At 60.8% G+C, this 24,085-nt stretch carries 17 protein-coding genes, 1 tRNA gene and 2 pseudogenes; 6 read left to right on the top strand and 14 right to left on the bottom strand.

The features are described 5' to 3' along the window. Window positions 1–37: 37 nt before the first annotated feature. The 3 genes and pseudogenes from KIP88_RS30830 to KIP88_RS30820 all read right to left on the bottom strand — a co-directional run bounded on the left by KIP88_RS30830 (window position 38) and on the right by KIP88_RS30820 (window position 4,272). Window positions 38–391 carry a DUF3175 domain-containing protein gene (locus KIP88_RS30830; RefSeq protein WP_214491897.1) on the bottom strand — a complete coding sequence of 118 codons (354 nt, stop codon included), beginning with the start codon at window positions 389–391 and terminating at the stop codon, window positions 38–40. A gap of 164 nt (window positions 392–555) precedes the next feature. Continuing rightward, window positions 556–1,844: pseudogene (locus KIP88_RS30825) on the bottom strand (PepSY-associated TM helix domain-containing protein). Between the two features lie 163 nt (window positions 1,845–2,007). Continuing rightward, a complete protein-coding gene (locus tag KIP88_RS30820; RefSeq protein WP_308163676.1) occupies window positions 2,008–4,272 on the bottom strand; it encodes a TonB-dependent receptor in 2,265 nt (754 codons plus the stop codon). Window positions 4,273–4,927: 655 nt separating this feature from the next. Between KIP88_RS30820 and KIP88_RS30815 the strand changes: the two genes are divergently transcribed. The 3 genes from KIP88_RS30815 to KIP88_RS30805 all read left to right on the top strand — a co-directional run bounded on the left by KIP88_RS30815 (window position 4,928) and on the right by KIP88_RS30805 (window position 8,932). After that, window positions 4,928–6,430, top strand: coding sequence for an MFS transporter (locus KIP88_RS30815; RefSeq protein ID WP_214491895.1), 1,503 nt, complete (start codon window positions 4,928–4,930; stop codon window positions 6,428–6,430). A gap of 27 nt (window positions 6,431–6,457) precedes the next feature. Next, a complete protein-coding gene (gene otsB, locus KIP88_RS30810; protein WP_374226530.1) occupies window positions 6,458–7,273 on the top strand; it encodes a trehalose-phosphatase in 816 nt (271 codons plus the stop codon). A 198-nt stretch (window positions 7,274–7,471) separates the two neighbouring features. Next, window positions 7,472–8,932: a trehalose-6-phosphate synthase gene (locus KIP88_RS30805; protein ID WP_214491893.1), complete on the top strand. Its 1,461-nt coding sequence runs from the start codon at window positions 7,472–7,474 to the stop codon at window positions 8,930–8,932. Window positions 8,933–9,108: 176 nt separating this feature from the next. Here the strand turns inward: KIP88_RS30805 and KIP88_RS30800 are convergent, their stop codons facing one another. Beyond that, on the bottom strand, window positions 9,109–9,453 hold the full coding sequence (locus KIP88_RS30800; protein WP_214491892.1) for a hypothetical protein: 345 nt from the start codon (window positions 9,451–9,453) through the stop codon (window positions 9,109–9,111). 200 nt (window positions 9,454–9,653) lie between these two features. Between KIP88_RS30800 and KIP88_RS30795 the strand changes: the two genes are divergently transcribed. Continuing rightward, window positions 9,654–9,743: transfer RNA gene (locus tag KIP88_RS30795), tRNA-Ser, on the top strand. 44 nt (window positions 9,744–9,787) lie between these two features. Here the strand turns inward: KIP88_RS30795 and KIP88_RS30790 are convergent. After that, a pseudogene (locus KIP88_RS30790) lies at window positions 9,788–10,102 on the bottom strand (IS481 family transposase); the annotation flags it as partial. A 266-nt stretch (window positions 10,103–10,368) separates the two neighbouring features. Here KIP88_RS30790 and KIP88_RS30785 point away from each other — a divergent pair. Both KIP88_RS30785 and KIP88_RS30780 read left to right on the top strand, forming a co-directional pair. Then, complete coding sequence (locus KIP88_RS30785) at window positions 10,369–10,851, top strand: hypothetical protein (RefSeq protein WP_214491957.1); 483 nt, start codon at window positions 10,369–10,371, stop codon at window positions 10,849–10,851. 278 nt (window positions 10,852–11,129) lie between these two features. Further along, on the top strand, window positions 11,130–11,336 hold the full coding sequence (locus KIP88_RS30780; RefSeq protein ID WP_057834369.1) for a hypothetical protein: 207 nt from the start codon (window positions 11,130–11,132) through the stop codon (window positions 11,334–11,336). 448 nt (window positions 11,337–11,784) lie between these two features. Here the strand turns inward: KIP88_RS30780 and KIP88_RS30775 are convergent, their stop codons facing one another. The 9 genes from KIP88_RS30775 to KIP88_RS30735 all read right to left on the bottom strand — a co-directional run bounded on the left by KIP88_RS30775 (window position 11,785) and on the right by KIP88_RS30735 (window position 24,062). Next, on the bottom strand, window positions 11,785–12,999 hold the full coding sequence (locus tag KIP88_RS30775) for a murein L,D-transpeptidase family protein (RefSeq protein ID WP_308163673.1): 1,215 nt from the start codon (window positions 12,997–12,999) through the stop codon (window positions 11,785–11,787). Between the two features lie 33 nt (window positions 13,000–13,032). After that, complete coding sequence (locus KIP88_RS30770; RefSeq protein ID WP_214491891.1) at window positions 13,033–13,710, bottom strand: nitroreductase; 678 nt, start codon at window positions 13,708–13,710, stop codon at window positions 13,033–13,035. Window positions 13,711–14,047: 337 nt separating this feature from the next. After that, the gene (locus tag KIP88_RS30765; RefSeq protein WP_214491890.1) at window positions 14,048–15,505 is read right to left on the bottom strand and encodes a hypothetical protein; all 1,458 of its coding nucleotides are present in this window, start codon (window positions 15,503–15,505) and stop codon (window positions 14,048–14,050) included. 5 nt (window positions 15,506–15,510) lie between these two features. Then, window positions 15,511–16,683 (bottom strand): caspase family protein, encoded by a 1,173-nt coding sequence (locus KIP88_RS30760; protein ID WP_214491889.1) that lies wholly within the window; start codon window positions 16,681–16,683, stop codon window positions 15,511–15,513. Between the two features lie 55 nt (window positions 16,684–16,738). After that, window positions 16,739–17,917 (bottom strand): S8 family serine peptidase, encoded by a 1,179-nt coding sequence (locus tag KIP88_RS30755; RefSeq protein WP_249791135.1) that lies wholly within the window; start codon window positions 17,915–17,917, stop codon window positions 16,739–16,741. Window positions 17,918–18,099: 182 nt separating this feature from the next. Continuing rightward, window positions 18,100–20,085 carry a hypothetical protein gene (locus KIP88_RS30750; protein WP_214491888.1) on the bottom strand — a complete coding sequence of 662 codons (1,986 nt, stop codon included), beginning with the start codon at window positions 20,083–20,085 and terminating at the stop codon, window positions 18,100–18,102. A gap of 233 nt (window positions 20,086–20,318) precedes the next feature. Continuing rightward, entirely contained in the window at window positions 20,319–21,302 is a 984-nt protein-coding gene (locus KIP88_RS30745) for a DUF3616 domain-containing protein (protein WP_214491887.1), read from the bottom strand. Window positions 21,303–22,508: 1,206 nt separating this feature from the next. Further along, window positions 22,509–23,147, bottom strand: a complete 639-nt coding sequence (locus tag KIP88_RS30740) for a 2-dehydro-3-deoxy-6-phosphogalactonate aldolase (RefSeq protein WP_214491886.1) — start codon at window positions 23,145–23,147, stop codon at window positions 22,509–22,511. After that, a complete protein-coding gene (locus tag KIP88_RS30735) occupies window positions 23,148–24,062 on the bottom strand; it encodes a 2-dehydro-3-deoxygalactonokinase (protein WP_214491885.1) in 915 nt (304 codons plus the stop codon). Window positions 24,063–24,085: the final 23 nt, after the last annotated feature.

The raw sequence follows: 24,085 nt of genomic DNA, 5'->3' as shown, positions 1-24,085 counted from the left end.
CATTCGCGCGACCCGGTGGCTTTGCCCACCCTACGGGCTACTCCCGCCCGAACTGATGCTTCAGCTCGACCTTCGCGCGTTCCAGTCGCGCGCGCTGCGTTTTGGGCAGCGTTTTGCCGGCACGGTTGATATAAAAGGTCAGCATCGACAGCGCCGAGCGATAGGCGCCGGCCTTGCGTCGTGAACTGTGTTCCGCGGAGCGCTTCAGCGATGCCGCGATTTTCTTGGCGCTGGTCAGCTTGAACACGCCGCGTTTCAGATCGAGCGCGTCGCTTTCGCGTGTGACCCGTTGCGACCATCGCTTCGGCGATGATTTCTTCCTGGTCGTGGTGCGGCTGCTTTTCCGGACCGTGCTTTTTCGCGGGCGTGTGGTCTTCCGTCGTTCGGGCATGTTCGGCTCCGCTCCGTTTTGCCGAAAACGACCGTCCCATCGTTCGGTTCCCTGGTCATTCTTTGAATGCCATTGACGAGCACTGAACGGAAGTCTTCGCCCGCGCGCGATCTTTGCCCGGCGGCGAGAAGCTGATTTGCCCGTACGTGTCGAAATATGGACCGTTACTCGGCCGGCACCCAAGACGATGCGCGTTCTCGAGCCGATTGCGTCGCCTGCCTGCGGGCGCGGCGTTTTCGCCACCAGATCACGACGCCGGTCACCGACAAGGCCGCTACGACCAGACCCATCGCTGAGATCATGATACGGCCAGGCAATCCGAGGATGCGCCCCGAATGCATCGGAAACTGCGCTTGTACGAAGATATCCGCAGCAGTTCCTGTCCATGGCAGCCTTTCGCCGATCGGACGGCCTCGATGCCGTCGTAATAAAGGCGTGGCGGGCCAACTCCGCCGGCGCCGTGGTCATCGCCCGGCTTGAAGAAGAGCGCACCGTAGATGCCATAAGTCTGCGCATAAAAGACTGAACCGACAGGCGTGTCCCAGCCCCGCCGCGCGCCGTCGGCCTGTGCGATGGCGATGATGTCGGCCATCGACAGTTTCGGTTCGATCGGCTTGTCCGGTGGGGTGGGCTTGCGCAATTCGAACGGGGTGGGCGTGTAACTCGATACCACTTGCATGATCGGCGAGAACACCTCGCGATAGAGGTTCAGCGAAAACGCCGTGAAGGCGACAATGAATAGCAGTCCCCAGGTCCAAAGACTGAAGGCGCGATGGATATCGAAGTTGATGCGGTAAGGGCTGCCTGTCCTCTTTATCACCCACGCCGGCTTCCAGCGCGCCCAGAAGCCACGGCCGAGTTCGCGTGCGACGACCGCCGGCCGCGCGGCGTTGGGTTTCCGTCGCGACGGCAGCGTGAGATAGAATCCGACAAAGCAATCGATGGTCCAGATGATCGCGATGATACCGAGAAGCCGCGTGCCCCAGCGATTACTGCCCCAGAATTCCGGGATGTGCATCGTGTAGTGCAGCCTATAGAGAAACGAGACGAGATTTTCGCGTGTCACCGGCCAGACCGCGCCAACCTCGCGGCGTCCGAGTTCGTCGCCCGTGCCCGGATCGACAAAGACCTGATTGTAGCCGAGAACGTAGCGCTTGCCGGTCGAAGGATCGATGCGCGGCTGCACGAAGAGGGATAGCGATTCGCCCGCTGCTTCCGGTGTGAGCCGCAGAGCGACGACGCGCCCCATGGGATTGCGCTGCTCGAAAATCCTCGCAAGTTCGACGGAAGGCAATGCAGGCTTGGTCGTGGTCGCAGCGAACAGCCGCGCGTTCAGCCACTCGTCGAGCTCATGATCCCACGAGATGATGGCTCCGGTCACGCCGGACATGAACAGAAAGCCTGCTGTAACGAGACCGGCCCAGCGATGCAGGGTGGTGAAGGTGGCTCGCATGGCATTGGTCCCGTCGACGGCGTGACGAAGAGACTTCCTTCGATGACTGATTTCGTCAGATATGATCTATCAGGCTTCGAATGCGGCTTTACGGACTGAACATTAGATTCGCTCCAATCGACCCGACGCTTGCGCGCCGGATCGATTGTCGAACATCCCCCGCTCAGAAATTGAACGTCGTCGAGACGAGATAGGTGCGCGGCGCACCGACCGTGACGACGCCGCTATAGGCAGAGGCCCAGTAGCTGCTGTTGGCGACGTTCTCGACTGCCGCGCGGATTACGATCGGCTTGCCGTTCCACGGTGACAGGAACGTGTAGCGCGCGCTGAGGTCGAAGCGGACCCAGTCCGGCAAGAGCTGGGTGTTCGCGGGATTGACGAATTGATCGGCGGTGTAGATGACCCGGCCCCCGAACGTCAGCCCCCGTACGAACGGCGTATCCCATTCCGCGCCAAGGTTGAGCTGTACACTGGGGACGCCAAACGCTTTCTTCCCGTCGTTAAGCCCATTCTGCGTTCTGACTTGACGCCCGTCGATGAAGGCGACCCCGCCCAGCAGTCGAACTTCCGGGGTAACTTCTCCGAATACGTTGAATTCCACGCCGCGATTGCGTTGTTCGCCATCCACCCGTTGCGACGACAGTGGCAGGCCTACTACCGTGATGACACTCGGCTGCGTAATCTGGAACAGGCTCAACGTCGTCGTGATGCGGCCGAAATCGACCTTGGCGCCGACTTCCGCCTGCTTGCTCTGGAACGGTGGAAAAATCTGCCCCGAATTGAAGAAGCCGGGGCCGACGGTCGTGCCGACCTGGAGACCCTCGATATAGTTCGCATAGAGCGACAACTGGTCAACCGGCTTGACGAGAAGGGCGAAGGCAGGGCTCCAGACCGATTGATCAATCGAGCTCGTTGGTGCCGACGTCAGATGATTGAAGTTGTCCTGTTCGATCGCCTGGCGGCGCACGCCGGCCGTGAACTGCACGCGCTTGTCCAGGATCGACACCGTATCCGCAACGCCGACACTCGATAGCCGGACCGTCGCCGTGTTCCTTGCTGTGAGCGTGCCGGTGGTCTGCGCCGGAGTGTCGACCGGCCTGTAGATATTCGAAAACAGAACTGTGCCGGCCTGGAAATTATTGTAGTTCGGTCGATCGGTGCTCGAATAGTTGACGCTGAGCGCGTGATTGACCGGTCCGGTATCGACGTTGGCGCGGATGCCGGTTTCCGCGGACACGGTCTCGAACGTGGAGAATCCGATCAACGGCCGGGTCTGATAGTCACCAGCCGCGTTCAGCACGGTGGGCGCGGCAGAGATGAAGTTGAGCTCGTTTTTGTTGTAGCCGACCGCGCCATAGACTGTTGCCCAGTCCGTGATGTCGACCTCACCGCGCACCATTCCGAACGTGTCGCGATGGTACCAATGTGCCCAGGGTTGGACGAAAGTCTTGCCGGCCTGTGGCGCCGGCGGAACCGGAATGAGCGTATCTACAAAGCTCAGGAAGCGCTGCGCCGGATCTAGGTTCTGCGTTTGATAGCCCAGATCGGCCGAGACACGAACGCGCTCCGTCCGGTAATCGAGGCCCAGCACCGCATCGCCGAACTCATCGTTCTGTCTGTCGAACGGGCTGTTGCCGTTGCGGTAGCCGCCGTTGAATCGGATGCCAAACTCCTTCTGCTCGCCGTAACGGCGGGCGATGTCGACCACCGTGCCGAACTGTGACTTCGACGCATAGGTGGCGGTCAGCTGCGTGATGTCGAAGTCCGGCGCCTTCTTGGTAACGAGATTGATGCTGCCGCCGATTGCACCGGACGGCGGCATGCCGGTGAGCAGCGCGCCCGGACCTTTCAGGAGCTCGACGCGCTCAATGTAGTTCGCGCCGACCGTATAATAGGGCGCGATGCTGAAAAGCCCGTTCATCGAGGCATTGCCGAGGCCGTAAAAGAAGCCTCGGATGAAGTAGAAGTCCTGTCCTCCACCGGCAGCGCCAATGACGCGCACCGACGGATCGTTTTGCAGCACGTCGGCAACAGTGCGCGCCTGCTGATTCGCCATCAGCTCCGAGGTGTAGCTGGTCATGTTGAACGGCGTGTCCATGACGCTGCGGTTACCAAGCAAGCCGAGCTGCGCGCCGCGCGCGACCTGGCCGCCGGCATAGGGCGCGGGCACCGTGCCGAGTGTTGCGGTTGATGGCGCGACATAAGGGACAGGTGCGACAGGTTGCTGCGAGGATGCGGATCGGCGGACCGTCGTCCGCGTCACACCAGCGCGGCGCGTCGGCGCGCGCTGCGCCGATGGCCGCTGGCTCGGCGAGTCGATCGTCACCGGCGGCAGTCGTGACGACTGCGCGTGCGCGGACTGTGATATGTCGATCAACGCCAGCGGACTTGCGGCGCAGAGAAAGAAGGTAGTCTTGAATGCTCGCACGTTGAACCCCCATCGGATCGATTGCGATCCTGCCGGCGCTTTCGTAACCGATGAAGCTGCGAGGGCAATTGGAATTGGTCGAGAACGCGCGCGATCGTTTCGATCGTTGCGCGAATTGAACGCACGAACTTTAGAAGCTTTCGAAATCGAAATTCGAACTTTAGAACTCTTCCGAACAGGAAGCCCGATCGCGCATTGCTTGATGCGGATTTCCTCGTCGTTGATCTCGTAGGGTGGGCAAAGGAGCGTTAGCGACGTGCCCACCATCTATCGCCGGTCGTCTTTCTCGATGGTGGGCACGCTTCGCTTTGCCCACCCTACGGACCGTCGCGAATGTCGCCGCCGTCATTGCGATCGAAGCGAAGCAATCCATCTCTCCACTTGCCGCGCTATGGATTGCTTCGCGGAGCCTGTCATCGGGCGCGCATTCGCGCGACCCGGTGGCTCGCAATGACGCGGATGAGCCGCAGCGACCAGCTACCCCCACGCATCTGCAGGACACGACAGCAGCTATGCAATATCGCCACCCAAATACCCCCGGAACCCCACCCCTCCGAGGGCGTTATCTTCGGGTCGGGCATCATGTTTGCCGCAATTTGACGTGAAAACCCTGGGGCTGGGGCGTTCCGGGGTGTTTTTTCATTGGTCCAATCGGATGGTTGCGAAAGCGATACGGCACGGTGCGGCGGTGGGTGAGAGCACGTCCATTTCCGCAGCGGCGAAGCAGGACAACGACAGCATTGTCGAGACCAGCATTCCTGCGCGGCTCGATAGCCTGCGCTGGGGCGGCTTTCATACCCGCGTGGTGGCCGCGCTCGGCATCACCTGGATTCTCGACGGGCTTGAAGTCACGCTTGCGGGCGCCTTGTCGGGCGCGCTGAAGGAAAGCCCGACGCTGCAATTCTCGAATTTCGATGTTGGCCTCGCCAACAGCGCCTATCTCGCGGGCGCCGTGCTGGGTGCGCTTGGTTTCGGCTGGCTGACGGACCGGCTCGGGCGCAAGAAATTGTTCTTCATCACGCTCGCGCTTTATCTCACCGCGACCGCGGCCACCGCACTGTCGTGGAACGTGGGGAGCTACGCGCTGTTTCGCTTCCTGACCGGGGCGGGTATCGGCGGCGAGTACACCGCGATCAATTCGACGATCCAGGAACTGGTGCCGGCACGCTATCGCGGCTGGACTGACCTCGTGATCAACGGCAGCTTCTGGATTGGCGCGGCGGTCGGCGCGGTCGCTGCCATCGTGCTGCTCGATCCCAACCTGCTGGCTCCCGATCTTGGCTGGCGGCTGGCCTATCTCATCGGCGCCGCGCTTGGCCTGATCGTCTTTGTGATGCGGATGTGGATTCCGGAAAGCCCGCGCTGGCTGATGGTCCATGGCCGCCCCGAGGAGGCGCATGCGATTGTCGACGACATCGAGAGGGCGTCGACGCGGCATACGGATCATCCGGCCGATGAGGTGTTTCCGAAGATCAGGCTGAAGATGCGCAGCCACACGCCGCTGGGAGAAGTGGCGCATACACTGTTCACGACCTACCGGCAGCGTTCGCTGGTCGGGCTGGTGCTGATGGTCTCGCAGGCGTTTTTCTACAACGCCATCTTCTTCACCTTCGCGCTGATACTGACCGACTTCTTCGGCATCCCCTCGCATTATGTCGGCTGGTACATCCTGCCCTTCGCGGCTGGAAACTTCCTGGGACCCCTGCTGCTCGGCCGGCTGTTCGATACGCTGGGCCGGCGCGTGATGATCACGGTGACCTATGGCGTCTCGGGCATTTTGCTCGCGCTGTCGGGCTATCTGTTCTCGATCGGTGTTCTGACCGCGCAGACCCAGACCATCGCATGGATGGTGATCTTCTTCTTTGCCTCGCCGGCGGCGAGTGCGGCCTATCTCACCGTCAGCGAGACGTTTCCGCTGGAAGTGCGCGCGCTGGCCATTGCGCTGTTCTACGCGATCGGAACGGGCATTGGCGGCGTGGCGGGACCGGCGCTGTTCGGCGCCCTGATCGATACCGGATCGCGCAATAGTGTCTTCGCCGGCTACCTGTTCGGGTCGGCATTGATGATCGTAGCGGCTATCGTTGCCTGGAAATACGCCATCGCGGCCGAGCGGAAATCGCTCGAATCTGTCGCACGGCCGCTCGCATTTGTGGAGTAGGATGAGATGAACGAGGATCTTTTGGAAATGCCATTGGAAGAAGATTTCGTCCGCGAAGACGACGACGCGCCGGAAACCGTTCCGGTGCCGAGTTCGCTGGTGCCGCACTTAAGCGAAACCGCCATCCTGCTCGACATCGACGGCACGCTGCTCGATCTGATGCCGACGCCGCGCGAAGTCTGGGTGCCGCCGGGCCTGGTGAAGACCCTGAACCGCCTGCTGGTGCGAACCAACGGCGCGCTGGCGCTGGTCAGCGGCCGCTCGCTCAACGATATCGATTTGATTTTCGCGCCGGATCAATTTCCTGCGGTCGGCGGCCATGGCGCCGAGATGCGGATCGAGCCGGACAACGAGTCAGTGGACGCCCATGCGCCGCCGCTGGACAAGGAATTGAAGCGCCGGCTGGCTGCGATCGCAAAGCTCAGCCCGGGAATATTGCTGGAAGACAAGGGCTATTCGCTGGCGCTGCATTATCGCCTCGCCCCGCACGCGGAGAAGGCGATCTATGCTGCGGTGTCGCTAATCAGGGCCGATCTTCCCAACGCGCCGATCGAGGTGCTGCCCGGCAAATGCGTCTGCGAGATCAAGCATTCCGGATTCACCAAGGCGACCGGTGTGCTCGAGTTGATGACGCGCGAACCTTTCAAGGGCCGCCGCCCGTTCTTCATCGGCGACGACGTCACCGATGAGACCGTGTTTGCGATCATGCCTGATCTCGATGGCCTTGCCTTCTCCGTCGGACGGCGCGCCAAGGGCGTGGCCGGGCACTTCGATGCGCCGAGCGACGTGCGTGAGTTTCTCGCGCACCTGCTTGATGATGAAAGGGACGTACCGCTGCCATAATGTTTTTCGTCTCGACGGCTTTCGACCACAGATTCTCGCGCTTGATGCCGAGGTTCACGATAAAATTTATTTTTCGTGAGTTCCGGTGAGTTCCTGCACGCCGCAGCCCGAATTTGGTTTCAATTCGTTGAAAGGGTGATCAGGAACCATATTGATGAACGGTTGTTAACCGTGAGCGCCATCAACGGGAGGGGACCTTTGAACCTCGTCGTCGTTTCTAACCGCGTTTCACGCGGAAAACCCAACGAACCCATGACGGGGGGACTCGCCGCGGCGTTATTGCCGATCGTCGAGAAGTCGGGCGCTATCTGGGTCGGTTCCTCGGGGCGGGTCCGCGACGGGAACCTGAAGGAACCATTTGCCGAAATCGAAGCACTGGGTACCGGCGCGCTGGCGATGCTGGACCTGCCAGCCGCGCATTACGGCGGCTATTACGAAGGCTTCGCGAATTCCGCGTTATGGCCGGCGCTGCATTCGCGCGCCGATCTGATCCGCGCCACGCAAGAGGACTATCTCAGCTATCGCGAAGTCAACGCCTTCATGGCGCGCGCGCTGTTGCGATTCCGCAAGACGGATTCCGCGTTCTGGATTCAGGACTACCATTTCCTCGCGCTCGGCGCCGAACTGCGCGATCTCGGCGTCACCGAGCCGATCGGCTTCTTCCTGCATACGCCGTGGCCGTCGCGCTCGGTGATATCAGGCGTGCCGCATCATCGCGAACTGATCGAGGCGATGCTGGCCTATGACCTGATCGGTTTCCAGACCGAGGAAGATTGCGAGAACTTCCTGTCTTACGCGCAGTCCGACCTCGGCCTCGTCGTGCATGACGGCGTCATCGTTTCGCGCTACGGCCGGACGCGCGCCGCAGTGTTTCCGATCGGCATCGATCCCGGGCAGTTCGCCCAGTTGGCGACGAAGGCGTCGACCCATCCGGATGTCTCGCGGCTGCGGCGCAGCCTTCACGGCGAGAAGCTCGCGATCGGCGTCGACCGGCTGGATTATTCCAAGGGCCTGATCAACCGCATCAAGGCTTTCGACCGGATGTGGACGCTGCATCCGTCGTTGGCGCGCACGGCGTCGCTGCTGCAGATCGCGACGCCCTCGCGCGGCGCAATCGAGGCCTATGGCAATCTGCAGAACGATGTCGCGAGGCTCGTCAGCGACGTCAACGGCCAGCATGGCGAGGTCGACTGGACGCCGATCCGCTATCTCAACAAGGGCTACGGCCAGGCCGTGCTTGCGGGGCTCTATCGCGCCGCGCAGGTCGGCGTGGTGACGCCGTTGCAGGACGGGATGAATCTCGTCGCCAAGGAATATGTCGCCGCGCAAAATCCGGTCGACCCCGGCGTGCTCGTGCTGTCGAAATTCGCCGGCGCCGCCAACGAGCTCGATACCGCGCTGCTGGTCAATCCGCACGATATCGACGGCATGGCGCGCACGATTGCCACGGCGCTGTCGATGCCGCTGACCGAACGTCGGATGCGCTGGGAAGCGATGATGGCGAAGCTGCGCGGCCATACGATCCAGCAATGGTTCGCCGACTTCACCGACGCGCTGCGCGAATGCCAGCTCGACCGCGAAGCATTGGCGCCTGTGATCGCCGAGCCCGCGCTATGGCCGCTTCGCTCCGTCACCAATGGCGGCGCGCGGTATCACTAGTCCGGAAGAGTACTCTCGACCTCATTCTGAGGAGCCGCGTAAGCGGCGTCTCGAAGGATGAAGGCCCGGCTGTGGCGTCATGGTTTTCCCGGCGATGCTTCGTGTCGTCCGGAGACGAACCTCGCGCTCCTCACCAAGATAGATAATTGGCGCCGCCTGGCCTTGAGCGATTGTGGCTAGTAGCAATACGACACGCCATCCAGCACCGGGCAGCGCGCCTTGCTCGGCGCGCTCGGATTTTCCATCGGCACGTAACCGCCCTTGCCGTTACCGGCGAACACACCGGGGCCGATCACGACCGACGACTTGTTGCCGATGATGACGCTCGGATGCGGCGAGGCCAGCCTCGATCGCGTGCCATCGGCCCAGACGATGGAGTCACCTGCGAAGATTCCGCGCCGGCCGTCGTCGCAGCTTACATCCACGCCCTGCTTGGTGCAGGCCTGCGCCATTGCCGGGCTGGCGGCGGCCACCGCAAATGTCGCGATCAGGACCGAGAGCAAGAGCGTCCGTGTAGTCATCAAACCATCCCCCAACGATTGCGGTGCCAATATCGTCGTCGATCGTGGCCGGATTCCGGTTCAAACGCCCGGCGAACATCGATCATTCGACGCCAAGCGTGCCAAATTGCCAAATAAATTCAATGAATTGGGGAAATTTTGGCGGCCCGCGCCCGGCGTCCCTTGCAAAATCAGTCCTGCCCCTTCAAGAGAGGGCCTCCGGAGAGATGGCCGAGTGGCTTAAGGCGCACGCTTGGAAAGCGTGTGTGCGGGAAACCGTACCGTGGGTTCGAATCCCACTCTCTCCGCCACTCACCTCGTTGTCCGGCCCGGACACATCGGTAACAGATTGTACCTAAGACATGGGTGACAACCTCGTGCCGAACGGGTTGTCGAGGGGTTGCAAGGTTTTCTGCTCCAGGTCGAAGTATCCCAAATCGTAATGCATGAAGCTTGTGAGCCAAATGCGGTCGTCGACCTCCTTGATGCCGAGCTTCTGACCAGCCAGCACGGTTGAGACATTGATGCGCTTGCGATGCAGGCAGAGGCGTCCGCAGGCGGTAACAAGAACCTCGCGATCGTGGAACGAATAGGTCAGCTCCGGCAGGCCGGCATAGCAACGCACGGAGGTGGCATAGAGCTCGGCAGGGCACTTGATCTCGAGGGCCTCGGCCCTATTCCTCCAGATTGGGCTTCGCGAGTTGGCGCCATTCCTTCTCGGATGAGCAGCGCAAGAAGCATGCTTCACGTCGAAGTTTTTTCCCCCTCCAGAGGGGCTGTCCTTAAAGCGCGTTCAACGACGTTGCTGATAGACTTCGCGTGCCACTGCCCCGCCGGGCGCTGTCGCGACGCCTCCAGCATACAACTGTTTAACCATCCGTTAACCATAGCTATTCATGATGCTGCTCGTGTGTGTTCGCGACGAGCTTGAACTACATGGCGCAGCGTAATTCCAGAGCGTCAGTTGTAGGGGATGAGGACGCCCTGAGCTTTCCCTCCCCGCTGGCACCAGACAAGGGAGCAACAGCCCTCGATCTGGTAAATCAAGCGGCCGATGTTTTCCGCGGTATGGAGAAGCATGCCCGCGAGACGGAAGCCCGTGCCCAGTCACTTTGCACGAACGCCTTAGAAGGATTGCGGCTTGCCGAAATGCGAGCGGAGGCCGCTGAACGGGCACAACGTGAACTCATCGTCACCGCCGAACGTAAGCTGCAACATGCGTGCCGAGCACTGGAACAAGCTCGGTCCTGTATTGAAGCTCAGAAGGATAAGTTGACGGCCGCAGAGTTTCGTGCCGAAGTTGCTGAAGCCGAAGCACGACAAGCCAAGGAGTTGCTCGCGCTCGTTGAAGAGGCCATTCGCAAGCGTCTGCTTTGCGTAAACCCGGATGCTGATGGCAGGTTGGCGGCGGTAGCCTGATCCATTGCGACTGCCATGGCTCACTGGGTGCTACCGTGGCAGGTGCGGCACGAGCGAGCACCCCTGCTGTGAGCTTGACGGGAAGCGCCTCCTTTAGGCCAACCATTTGAAATCGGGCGGCGCATGGGTCGAGGTTTCAAGGTGTACCGCGCGCACCAATTCAAAATGACAGAGCCGAACGATAACTGACTATTAACCAAGTTGGATTATCTGGAGAGTTGGGCATTCGGGGCGCGTGTGCTGGCTTGCGGGCCAGCCGGTAGTGTAGGCGTGGACCCATGGCCCTTGACCCCGAAGAGTTCGTCACCCTGACAGATCACGGCTCGATGAAACTGCGCGCGGCCGTATTGCGCGCGATGACGTTGCTGCCCAAGGAACGCAAGCGGACAACAATCGTTCGCGAGGGCGAACCGGCGATCCTGAATTTCGAGCAGATCAAGAACCTTGCGGCGCAGTGGGACGAACGGCTCGTGCCAATCGACTGACTAGTTTCCCTGCGCTGGTTTCAGTCGGGTCGCGCCCCAGCCGAAGCGGTAGTTGATCCGCAGGGTGACCATATCGACGAAATTTTTCCCCCTCCGGAACCAGGATGGATGAAGCATGCTTGCCGGTCCCCTCAACAAAAAGGCATGCTTCACGTCGAAAGTTTTCCCTTCACTTGCTCATCGCTTCTGAATAACGTCGGCTGCTTGCCATCAACGGTGTACCTAAGCGGAACATGATCGTGTCAATGCATTGAAGCGGCCACGATGCAGCGTCCGATAATAGGTACGCAGCACCCAGTCCTAGCGCTTGTCCTTGCTGCCGCGCTCGACCCCATCGCGGAGAATAACTGCTTGGCGACGCCTTGCGTTGCTGTCTGAGAGTGAGCAGAGGGAATGTCGATGCCAGGTGTGGTCTGCTGACGCCCTATCGCTGACATCGCACAAGCGTTCAGCACCGGCTCCACGGGAAGCCGGCACGGGCCGGATTGCACTCGATCGGTCCGGAGAACGAGACACCAAACCATCTACTCGTCAACGAGCCATCATTGTCGATCCAAGGGATCGGTGGCAATTGCGGCAGGTAAGATGCATACGGCATCACTTTCGCAAGCGTCACTCTGCCCGGAAATCGCGCGAGGAAAGCGTTGTTCATTCCGCCGTCAAGTCCGCTGTAGATCGGGGCAGCTGGTACGTTGTCTTCGAGCAATTGCGCGTACGCGCGCTCGTCGGCGCGCCTTTTTTCCAGCGCACGGCGCGCGATTTCCGGATTGACGACAAAGGGGGGACATTTTTCGATCGCGTTGAACACGAGAGGGTGCGGCGAATTCGGGGGAGGTTGGGCATCGAACACATAGCGGCGGTTGCACACATCCACCTTGGGTTCGAGTTGCGTCGTCTCGAAATGATCGTTGCCGACCTTGAGCATTTTCCAGAAGGCCAGGTTGGGACTATTTCGATGCCGCGCCAGATTCGTCGGCGTCAGGCGGAACGGATAGGCCTGGATCTGGAACGACGGCCGGCCGCTGAGCGAGTCGCGCGCCAGCGAATAGATCTCGCTGATCTGTTCGTCGGTCATGGCATAGCAACCGCTCGACCAGCAGTCGCCGTGGATCATCAGGAAGCTGCCGTTGCGCTTGTGCGCCTTGTCGAACGTGTTGGGGTAGCCGAGGTTGATCGAAAGATAGAAGTTGGAGTTGGGATTCATCAACTCAGGTGTAATCGTATAGAATCCTTCCGGAGCCTGCCGGTCGCCCTCGTACAATTTCGGCCCGAGATCGCCCGACCACCGGCAGATCGGATAGGTTTTGAGGATCTGGAAACGGCCGGTCGTGTCCTGTTTCCAGACTTCGAGCTCCGCCTCTTCCTTGAAGAGACGCACAACGATAGGCGAATATTTTGGCATCTTCTTCTGTTCGAGCAGCGAGAGCAGCTCGAGGGGGAGTTCCTGTGTTGCCTTGGCCGGCAACGGCTTGCTGCTGTCGCCAAGGCACGTGACCGGCGTCAACCCTGCGGCAAAAGCCGCCGCCAGCACGAGAGCCTTACCCGTTCTGATTAAATCGGAACGGGGCTCTCGATTTTCGTTTTGACGCGTTTTCTTGACGCGACCCGGTGCCCACTTCGCTGGAAAACGCTCTAATGCATGTCGGACCATGGCGCGGATCACTGCTGTACCTCCAGCCCTTCCGCCCGCGGGCCGCTACTTCTCAAACCCGACGAACACCGTAGCTTCCTCGACGGATTTTCGCTCCGACACCACCGCGTTCGCAGGAAACGTCTCATCCGGCCAGCCCAGCGCGATGCTTTTCATGATGACCTGATCGTCGGCGATCCCTGCGTGCTCGCGCACCACGGGTGATTGCATGATGCCCTGGCTGTTGATCACGGCGCCCAGCCCGCGAGACCAGGCGGCATTGACCAGGGCGGTCGCCACGGCGCCGCAGTCGAAGGGCGTATCGTCGCTGCCGTCAAGCACGCGGTCATAGGTAATGATCACGCAGACAGGCGCGTCGAATTGACGGAAGCCGCGCAGCACCCAGTCCTGGCGCTTGTCCTTGTTGTCGCGCTCGATCCCCATCGCGGAGAATAATTGCTTGGCGACGCCGACCTGCCGGTCGCGGTGCTTGCCTGCAAAGGCCTGACCCGTGCGGAACTCGCGCGACTGCGGAATGCCCGCCACCATCCGTTCGGTGTTGCCGGCGCGGATCCGGTCCAGCGGTTCGCCTGATATGACGTAGAAATTCCAGGGCTGGGTGTTCATCGACGACGGGGCGCGCATCGCCAAACCAATGATTTCAGCAATCAGCGCCTTGGGTACTGGATCAGGTTTGTAACCGCGGATGCTCCGGCGACCGAGAATAACGTCATCAAACTGCATCTGTGTGGGATTCCCCTGATAAGTTTTGAAACAGCCTGGATTTTCGCGGTTTCTGCGCCCCCGCGCAAGCGACGGCGGCGCGTCCTGGCCACGCGAAGCATGATCGCACTAATATTGCGCGCACGCGGTCGTTTGGCGGCTTCTGGGATGATGAAGTTGTGCCGCTGATTTGCCCGACGTGTCAAGTTTTCGGCCCAAACCGTCGGTTGCGGCGGCCGCCGGCTACTTTGCATGGGGTTGTTTTCCATATTTTTGGTGGAGCCGCGATACCTGCCGCCCCAGCCAGGGATTAGCTGAATCTCTTTGTGGCCACGCCAGGAACTCTGATCCTGAATCATTACCTGTTGACGGTTACGACCGTGAATGTTTGCCCAGCGTCGCTGCGAAGCGCAATGTTGCTGACTTTGCCGTACATTGCGTCGATCTCGGTGCTCTTGCTCCTGAAGAGGTACAGGCCCTGCAGCAGTTGCTGGACGCCAGCGGTGTAGTACGGAATGCCGCGGCGAAAAGCGGACACGAAGGCCTCCGAAGCTGCGTCAAGATCTTGTGTCGTCCTTGCTGTCTTCACCCGGTACGCTGCGCTCACGACGGCGCCGTCGGGAAGCCAGGGGAACCAGTCACTGAGATTCTGAAGCCAGGGTCCCCAGTGCGGCGCGTCCTTGCCTGAAAAGGTTGCCAGACCGACATAGGCGGCTGCGCACGCTGCCAGTGGATTGCTGAGTTTTTCTGAAATCAGGTTCTTCACCAGCCCGTCCCTTTGGGCGGCGTCGAGAACGGCCGACGCTCCGGCGATTCTCGCATTGTTAAGGTAGAGAAGAAGCCCGCCGACCTGCGGATCGCATACCGTCAGGGTCGTGCGGCTTGCCGGACCGGCTCCCGCCTCCCGCAGGACTTCGAGCGGCACGGCCGGGAATGTCGTCGTCAGCGGCCACGGAACCGGTAACGAGATGGCGTCGACTCCGTCACCCCGGCGCGACACAGCGAAGCTGCGTGGAGGCATGTACCCGCTCGAACCCTGATCAGCGGCCCCGTTCTGCGTGATTCGCCACAACGTGATGGGACCCTGATCTATCGGTATCGTCAGATCGCAGGTGGAGGTTGGGCGCGCTGAGCTTTCAAACACCTTCCAGGCCTGCAGCGACGCGAGGGCGTCCCATAGGGACTCACCGGCCTGCGCAGGACATTCGACAAGGCGAAGGTCGAGTGTGGTTTCGGCCGGTGCCACAGGGGCCGCCGGCGGGCCGCCGGAGAAGAAGTCGGCAAGGCTGCCAGCCGTGCTTGCGATCGACTTGAGTGCCGGTTGCAGGCGAAGGTGGGCGCCGCGCATCACCTTGGCTGCTGTCGACATCGCGTTGGGATCGATATGAATGGACTTGCTCGGGACAAGATTTGCCTTTGCCGCCACCTCACCAATCCGCGAGGTCATGCTGTTGAGCCATTCCTCATACTGGTCCTGCGAAGGGACATTTCCTGCGAGGCGCTGCAGACTCAGCCACTCGTGCGGTGACTGGCCCGCCTTGAAAGTGACATCGACTTCTTCGTCATCGCGGCTTACCTTCCGTCTCTCGCGGAATACCTCTCCCGATGGCAGCCTTGCCTCGATCAGATAGGTCCCGACCGGGACTTCGACTTGCTTGCTCAGCTGCATGCCGGCCGGAATCACCACCTCCTGCTCCAGGGGATCGTCAGGCATGCTCCCCGTTGCATCCGCGATCTGGCGCACTTTCGCTACGACGGCAAGTTCGATCGGCGTGCCCAGATGCCGCTTCTCGAGGTGAAGCTTGAGAGTGCCCATAGCAGCTAGACCGCCAGATTGACATCGACATATGTCGGCATCACCACCTCGCTGACCACGGATGCCGGCGCCGTCAGATCGATACGTTCGGCCCTGAAATCATACTCACCGATCTCAAGCGCGGCCTCGAATTCTCCGACTGCCACAAAGTTCGGGGCAGCAGGATCCGAGATACACTGCGTCGGTTGGTTGGCCCGCGCTGCGGTGATCCTGACCAGCTTACCTTTCTCGGGATCGTTGAGCCGCACGAACACCGGAATTCGCGGAATCTCCTTCAGCCGACGAAGCCTGAATTTCGCAAAATTGTTGGCGTCCGCACTCTGCACCCGGTCGCCCTTGGTTGCCTCGCGATTCTGGAAGTCGGACAACGCCTCGACAATACGGTGCGTCGTCACGTACCAGTTCCCATCCTCCTTCCTGCAACTTGCGCCGTCCATAACCCGAATGAAAGCTCGGGCGCACAGGCTCGGCTGATCGGCAAAACCAAGCGACGCCCGGTCGAGCTCCGTTGCGAAGATCGGACATTGCTGCAGCGTTTCCGCTGCGCCGAGCCGCCCCGCCGGATCCGCAACGAAGATTGACTGACCGCCGTCGCGATTAAGTTCGATCATTGGATTGGGCAAGCGGCATGCGTCGAACAGCAGAAGCTGATAGCTCGGCTTCTTCGTGCTTAGCCCGCTCAGCAAATTCCTGAAGTTGATGGCGCCGAAGAGCGGATCTTCGTTGTCCTCGCCATAATCGCGCATCAGGTAATAGTTCTGCACGCCGGCCGAGAGCCCATGTCCGCAGAAATAGAGAATAATGCTATTGCGGGAATCGGTCTCGGCACGCGTGATCCATTGCCGGAGCGCCGTCTTCACCTCTTCGATCGTCCCTGTCGGCAACGTCTCAAATTTTTGTCCCGTTACCGGATTCTCGAACGGCTGCGGCGTTTTTTCCGAGACCACAAGCGAGACGCTTGCAAGCGGCCGCTCGGTGCAGTCGAATTTCTCGATGAACCAGGAAGCCACCGCGCGCGCCGAAATTGGCGGCGAGCTCAGTTGACCAAGCCCGAGATGATGTTTCGTCGTCGTTCCGGGGCCGCCTGGCAAATGGTGGTAGCAACCGATGCCGATGGCGATCAGATGCGTGCCCGGACCATTGACGTTCACCTGATGGACCAGACCCGCATCCGGCATAGCACCTCTTCCTCCGACCGCTGCCCTTGTCCGTTCGTCCATCACGAGCACGTGACTATTGCGGCGCGGTGACTATACCTACGCCGCGGTCGAGCGGTCCACTAGACAGGCCGTCGGTACCTGCCGTGGCGAGCAGCTTGCTGGTGACAAGGCTTGCGGTCGCCCTGACCACGCCAGGCTTTCTCAGTGCTTCCCACCACAGTGCGGCAACGCCAGCAACGTGCGGACAGGCCATGCTCGTTCCGTTCATCGACACAAGTCCGCCGCCAGGCTTTGCCGAGAGGATATCGACCCCAGGTGCTGCAAGCTGCGACATCGTGTTCGAAAAATTGGCTACGTCGAACGTGCCGGCCGCGTTCCTGCCCAAAGCAGCGACCGAGATGATTCCTCTCGACGCCGCGGGCAGCGACGCGGCGACCGTGAAGGTCGGCCGGTCGCTTTCGTTGCCGGTCGCAGCGACAACTACGGCCGTATCGCCAAATGCTCCCTTTGCTTCGACCATCTGCATCAAGGCATCGAAGAAACGGAGATTGGAACGATAGGCTTCGAGGGCATTGGAGGTCGCAGGCTCAATCGGGATTCCGCCATTCACCATCCGTTGCACGGCGCCCGGAAAGTCGAACCCGAGTGACATCGAGATAACATGAGCCCCCTGTTCGAGTGCCCACTGGATACCGCGGAAGATCATGTCGGAATTGCCGCCGCCATGATCGGCCAGCACCTTGCCGATCAGCGCCTTCCTGACACCGCGAGCGATGCCAACGCGTTTGCCGTTGACGTCGCGGCCAAAAATCGTCGCGGCGCAGTGGGTGCCATGACCGTTCTTGTCTCCGTCGCCGCTGCCGGAAAAATCCTTCTCGATGATGTCCACACCGGTGAAGGCCGGGTGCGACTTGTCGATGCCGGTATCGAGCACCGCCACGACCACGCCATCGCCCGTGAAAGGCGACGTATCGGCCTTGACCGCAGAGATGCCCCAGGCGTCGGTGGCGGCCGTAACACCGGCCGGCAAATCGGCGTCGCAGGGCTTGATCAGAGAGATTGGCATCGGAATCGCGACCGCCGCTACCTGCCGGTCCTGTGCCATGGATTGCGCGTCCGCGGGCGTGACATTATGGACTTCGACTTTGGGCTCGGGTGCTGCGGGAGCGCTCGCCGGCGTCGGTCCGAATTCCTCGAATGGACTCGTGGTCCTGATGCGGCTTGCATTCTTGAGCACTATGAACTCAGTCATATCGATCTCCCTTTCCCGTTTAATGCGCACTGCTAGCTATGGCCGGACTGAATCTTCCGAGATTGGATCATCAGGGATTCTCAAGCGCCCTTTTGCGCGAGGCGGTGACGTAGGTACCAAGCAGTTTGCTGATGGCGGCCGTTCAAAATCCCGTCCGTTTGGCGAGTCTATGACTCCGTCATCTACACACCAATGCTCGCTAGGAACTGCCAGCCTTGGGCGTCATGCAGCTCCGGCGTGAGGATTCCGTCCGAGCCGGTCGATCCGGGCAGGTTCTTCTGCAGCTTGTGCAGCTCAGCGCAAGTGTTCGGGCCGAAGTCGCCGTCCGGATTCGGAAGGTTGAGCTGTTGCTGCAGTGCCGTGACCGCGGGGCCGCGCGAGCCGAAGCGCAGGCGACGCAGCCTGCGCAGAGCGATCTTGTCGGTGGTGAGCCCGCCGGTGCGCAGCTGTGATGCCGTGCGCGCCTCGGCTCCAGTAAGAAGCATGTAGTTGAAGGCCTTTCCCGGCACACCGTTCGCCGTGGTGAAGCCGACGGCGGTGCGGAACGCCGCCCACGGCCCCGAGTGCGTGCCGTTCCTGCAAGTGCCGACCACGGTCTGGCAGCCCAGCGAGGAGAAGGCGACCGGCTGGCTGAAGAAGGTTGGATGAATGTTGTCGCCGGGCTCGCAACGGTCCGCCATGTCTCTTCGCTGATAGACGAGATCATCCCGGGAGCGCCGGACCACGACGGTTCGGTGCGACATGTCCGGGTTGCGCAACAAGAATGCGCCCGGCGTACTCTGATTTTTCGTCGTGTGCGGCCCGCACCGATATTCATAGAAGCCGGTGGCGAGCAGATTGCCGGCCCTCTGCGTGTTTTTGTACAGCGCGACGGCCGCCTGGTTGGGCACGGTAGAGGCAGGAAACACGCTTACCTTGCCGACCGCCCTGTTCCACACGCCGATCACGCAGCGCGGCAGGATGTGATCCGGCCGCTGGTCGATCAGTACGATCTCTCCGTCTGTCGTATGATCTTTGACGATGCCGGCGCCGCGCAGGCCGAACAGGATCGGCGCATCGCCCGCGGACGTCACGTCGAAGTCGTTCAGTTGCGCCAGGAGTGCGAGATCGTTGGCAGTAAGCGTGAAGGCGAGACCAGTCGGCAGGTTCGGTCCGATATGCGCGTAGTCCGGCTGCACCTCATCACCAGCCCACTTCGCTCCGGCTGCCGCGGCCGTAAACATCATCCCGGCAAGCGCCTCTGCTGCGACGTCGTCCTCGGTCACCTCCAGCCATTCCTCGTCGTCGTGCATCACTGCCGCCGCAACGGCGGGCGTTGCCTCCGGTGCAGCGCCATCGATGGGCGAAGCGACGATTCCGGCGGCAAGCCCGGCAGCAAACAGGTTCGCCTCGTCGATGCGTCGCCGGCGCAGGCCGGTTTCGACCGCGGTGCCGACCCAGATACGGATCATTTCCTTCAACTGCTTTGGGATATCGGCGAAAGTCTTCGCAATCATGTCGGCTTTGATGTTGCGCATCTCGCGATAGCGGTCTTTGACGTCATTGGGCTGCCGCTGCCGGCTGTAGGAGGGGCCGCGGTTAAAGGTGAGCGATACCAGCACCCCAAAGCAGTCACCGTTGAGCAGGCTGCAGTTCGGCAGGGCCTGATCGGTCAGCAAAGCGAATTTCGGCAGCGTCTTCGCCTTGAAAACGATCTGCGAAGCGTCCCAACTGAAGACGATGTCCTTCACGTTGGCGAGCAGCGCCTGCATCTTCGCGGCGGAATCCTTGCCGCTGTGGAAACCGATGCAGGCCTCCATCGCGCTTTTCTGTGCGACCGTGAGCGTCGCGATCACATGAACCCAGTCGCTTCGGTATTCGTCAAGCGTGACGTAGCCGAGATCATAGCCGAAGCCGATGGTGATGCCCGAGGCTTCCTTCGGCCAGATCGGCCGCTGCTTGATGATCTGCTCGTAAAAGGCTTTTCCGCCGGTCTCATAGTCGACGATCAGCTTGAAGGCCTTGGCGGACACCCGCTCGGCCGCGGCGATCGCCTGCGCGGAAGGTGCCGCCGCTACGGTGGCGCCGATTTCGGTTGCAGCTTCCGCAATGACCTCCTCCCGCTCGCGATAGCTGAGAGCGGTGATGACGCTTTCGATCTCCGCTGCGACAAGCCCGAGATTGTTCATGGGGATCTCCTGCTGCTTGGCTTCTCAAGGACAAAGAGATGAAATATCACTTCGGAATTACATTTGTGCCGCGAGACAATCTTACACGCTCTGATAGCATTCGTCATTCGGGACTTGTCAAACTGCGAGCGTGAGAGGTCGCGAAGCGACAGTCCGTCCTAAGCCGTTAGCTCCGAGCGTAAGCTACTGCGTATCACTGTGATCTATCATGAATGGAGATGTCGCCGGCTCCTTCAGGGAAGGGTAAGGGACGTTGCTCTAAAGCGTTGCATATTAAGATCGATCTTCTTGCAATCTTTCTCACCTATCTTGCGGCCACCATCATCGCTAATCACGTGGAGGCGCGTTTTATCGTTTGGTGCAAAGAACGCTCCTTCAACATTCAACGTGCCGAAGTCTATTTCATTAACGAGCACGGGGACGTCCTTCGGCTGTCCTGACCATGCGTAAAGCGCAAAAGAGCCTGCGTCGTCGTAAGGCCCGGCAACGACCAAATAGAGGTTGCGCTCAGGGCTGAATTCTATGCTTCGGATGCCTCGACCATCGAGCGCAATCTCGATCGGCATTCCGATCTCGGCCCTCTTGCCGTTGACGACCTCCTTCGGATTTTCGATTGGCACCACCAGGGCTTTACCCTCGGTAATCGGGTTGCGAAATCCCAGCAAAAGGCGGCCATCGGGCGTTGCGGCCAGCCCCTCGATGTTAAATCCGCCCAGCTCCTCAGGAGCGAGCGTGGCCGCAATCTTCAAATTGTATTTTCCAAGCTGCGGCGCACCGATCAGATCAACCCGCAAATTCGTATAGGCGGTACCTGTCGGTTTGATCGTAACCTTATCGTCCTTTACCGCCACCGCGGTCGCGAACAGTCGATGCCGGCTTGAACGGTTCTTGCCGTTTTTGTTCTGTCCATGCGAGGTAGTCCAATAAATTAGATCGTCAATGCGTGCGGCGCCTTCGATATCGGCCTCTGGTTCGTCGGGGTCGGGTTTCAGGAATTGGTCAAGGGGAAAAGCCTGCGCGACATTCGGCTCGCCGCGGCGATAGACACGCAAAATGTTATCCTCATCACCTGCGACAATAAACATTTCGGCAGTAAGGGCAGCTCCAGCCGATGCATCGCATATACCCGAATATTCAATGGTGGGTGCATTCTGTTGGCCTGCAACGCTGTTGCAGGACATCGCCAGGACTAATCCGACGACTTGGAGACGCTTCATAGCGGTCCCCCTCTGGTGCAAAGAAACGCGCGCTGCATTGGCAGCCGTCAAAATCGGAATATTGCAGATGCGGTCGTCTGCTGATCAAGATCGTCTAGTATCAGATCGCGGCTAAGGAATTCACAATGGACAATGATAGGGTGCTGAAACAGCATAATACACGTGAAATTGTCGTGCAACTACATTCGTTGCTGCAGTCAGTCTGGTGAGCTTCCTTCCGGCAGACCGCGCAGCAGTGTCAAATAAGGCTCTGGCACGGAAGGTCCGAGTAGAGGCTGCTGCCGAGGCCGAATGAGAATGCCGGCCCGCGTGTAGTCCACAAGGTTCGCGTCGGAGACATCGCCCACGGCGGCGATCATCAGGTCTGTGCTGCGCGGGAATAGCCGAGCTTTATCGTCGCCGACGTGGCCTGTGTTTCGGAGGGTCTGTTCCGGTAATTGCCCGATACCAGGCGGCGTCTGATTGCGCGAGCGCTCTGGCAGCGGCAAGGTCCGATTGCCCACGATAGAACTGACTTAGGCCAAGGTAGCAATCGGTGCGCGCCGGTCCTTGAGGTATCGCTGCGCAGTTCACTTGCGCGCTCGCAACGCCGGGAAAGCCCGCCAGCAGGATTGCGACGACACTTGCGGTCCAACGTGTCATACCGCCTCCATCCCAGGTCACGCGAACGAAAGCATGCTTGCTGGCAGCGCTTGCTGAGCCAATCATTCCGCGCGTGCGCGATAGACCGTAGCGCGGTCGGCATCCACCTTTTGAAGGTCGGTCAGCGCGTGAACTTCCGTGCGGTTAGCTCCGCTATATCGCCCGCACGGGTATGCCATCGCGTTCAGTAGTACCGGCGCATGTTCGCGTTGCGCACACATCTGATCAGCTGCCAGTCGCAGCGCAAACATTTGCTCTGATGGCCCCTCCAGTCGCCTGCCCCTCCCGTCCTGTCGGTACATCTGCCCAGGCAATTCGCGACTCTGTCCTCACATGGCCATACCTGTGCTTCTGCCGGTGAGTTGAGGAGCACTCCGGTGCCCATTAGGGCGATCGCGAATAAAAGCTGCCGTGTCATGGTCGAACCTCCCGAGAAAGGCGCGCGCCGCTCTAAATCCTAACCTCTCGACAGGGCAAAAGCCAGCAAGGCCATCGCTTCGGCCAGCGGCGCTTGGGCACGGCACCCGCTGTTGCCCCGTGCGTTGCCTGACCTGCCTCCCAGATCTACCTCGCCTGTTGAATCGCCTTGTCGTACGCCTCGATCGTCGCCTTGGCGCGAACAGCTACTTCCGCTGCCGTCATGCCGGGCTTGTAGAGGCTGCTGCCGAGGCCGAACGCCAGGATGCCGACCTTGGTGTAGTCCGCGAAATTCGCATCGGAGACGCCACCCACGGCGGCGATCATCAGGTCTGCGGGAAGAACGGCGCGAATGGCGGTGATTCCCGCGGCTCCAAGCACGCTCGCCGGAAAGAATTTGAGGCTGGAAGCTCCCGCCTTGGCCGCCAGCAGCGCCTCCGTCGGGGTAAAGACGCCGGGCATCGTAACCATGCCGAGTGCCCGGGCCCGGGCGATGATCTCGGGATCGATGTTGGGGGTTACCAGGAGCCGGCCGCCAACGTCATGGAGCCGCTCGACAGCTTGCTGCGTCAGGACAGTGCCCGCGCCCACCAGGATTCCGGCAGGGGCTTTTTTGACGGCGATCTCGATGGAGCGGAATGGATCCGGCGAGTTGAGCGGGATCTCGATCGCCGTCATGCCGCTGTCAATGAGCACGCTGACGATATCGGCCGCTTCCTCAGGCCTCACGCCGCGCAGGATCGCGACCAGCGGACGCTTCATCGGGGGAAACGGGACAACGCTCATTCATACACTCCAAAATGATTCCGCGGCCATTGAAAGGCCGCGACGGACCGCATCCTCGGCGCCGATTGATCGGACAGGAACGGACACCGTGTCAAACGCCAACTGGTAAAGCGTCTGAAGCCGCCCTGACGCCACCAGCATGATGCCGGCGCTGGGTACTTCTCCGGCGAGCCCCGCCGCCAATTCGAGACCAATCAGGGTGCCGGATATTTTTTCGCGGGCCGAGGCTGGCTTGCCGCCGTAAAGAAGCTGGCCCGATCGCACCTGGAACAGCAGATTGGCGGCGAACGCAGGTGCCTCGAACGCGGCAATGACCGCCGATTTGAATGCGTCGATATCTTCCGCCTCGTCGGCGCCGGTCACCGCGTGGGACAGGATCGTCTCGCGCGACACGACGTCGAACAGCTCTCCCGTCATGAACGTGGCGAAGCGTTCGACGGTCCCGCCATTCGCCCTGACCCACTTCGAATGGGTACCCGGCATGCAGACCACCGCATCGTCAGCCGCGTCCACGCCCAAGGCACCGAGCAACTGGGTTTCCTCGCCCCGCATGACATCCGGCGCCTTTGGGTCTCGTTGTGCGATGCCTGGAAGGATCCGGATGTCACGGTCCTGTCCCGGCACAGCGACGGCATGCTCGGGGATCGATGCGAGCCGCGCCGGCGTGTCGACATATCCGGCTTCAACCCACCCCTGCCGGGCACCGGCCATGCCGCAGATAACGACGGGCAGCCCAGGCGCGGCGCCGACGGCTTCCAGGTGCGATTGCAGCACGGTCGGAAAGCCAAGCTTGCCCGCCGTCATCATGCCCTCGTGGCTGCGCCGTTCCCCCAGGACATTGCCGCCCCGGTCGACGAGCCAAAGCCGAAAACTGCTCGTGCCCCAATCGACCGCGACATATGCAGCCTGGCTCATTTCAACTCCGTCCCGATCCGCGC

The sequence above is a fragment of the Bradyrhizobium sp. SRL28 genome, from assembly GCF_018596315.1.
Classification (GTDB): domain Bacteria; phylum Pseudomonadota; class Alphaproteobacteria; order Rhizobiales; family Xanthobacteraceae; genus Bradyrhizobium.
The sequence above is the reverse complement of the archived record's forward strand: the minus strand, read 5'-3'. Positions and strand labels throughout refer to the sequence as shown.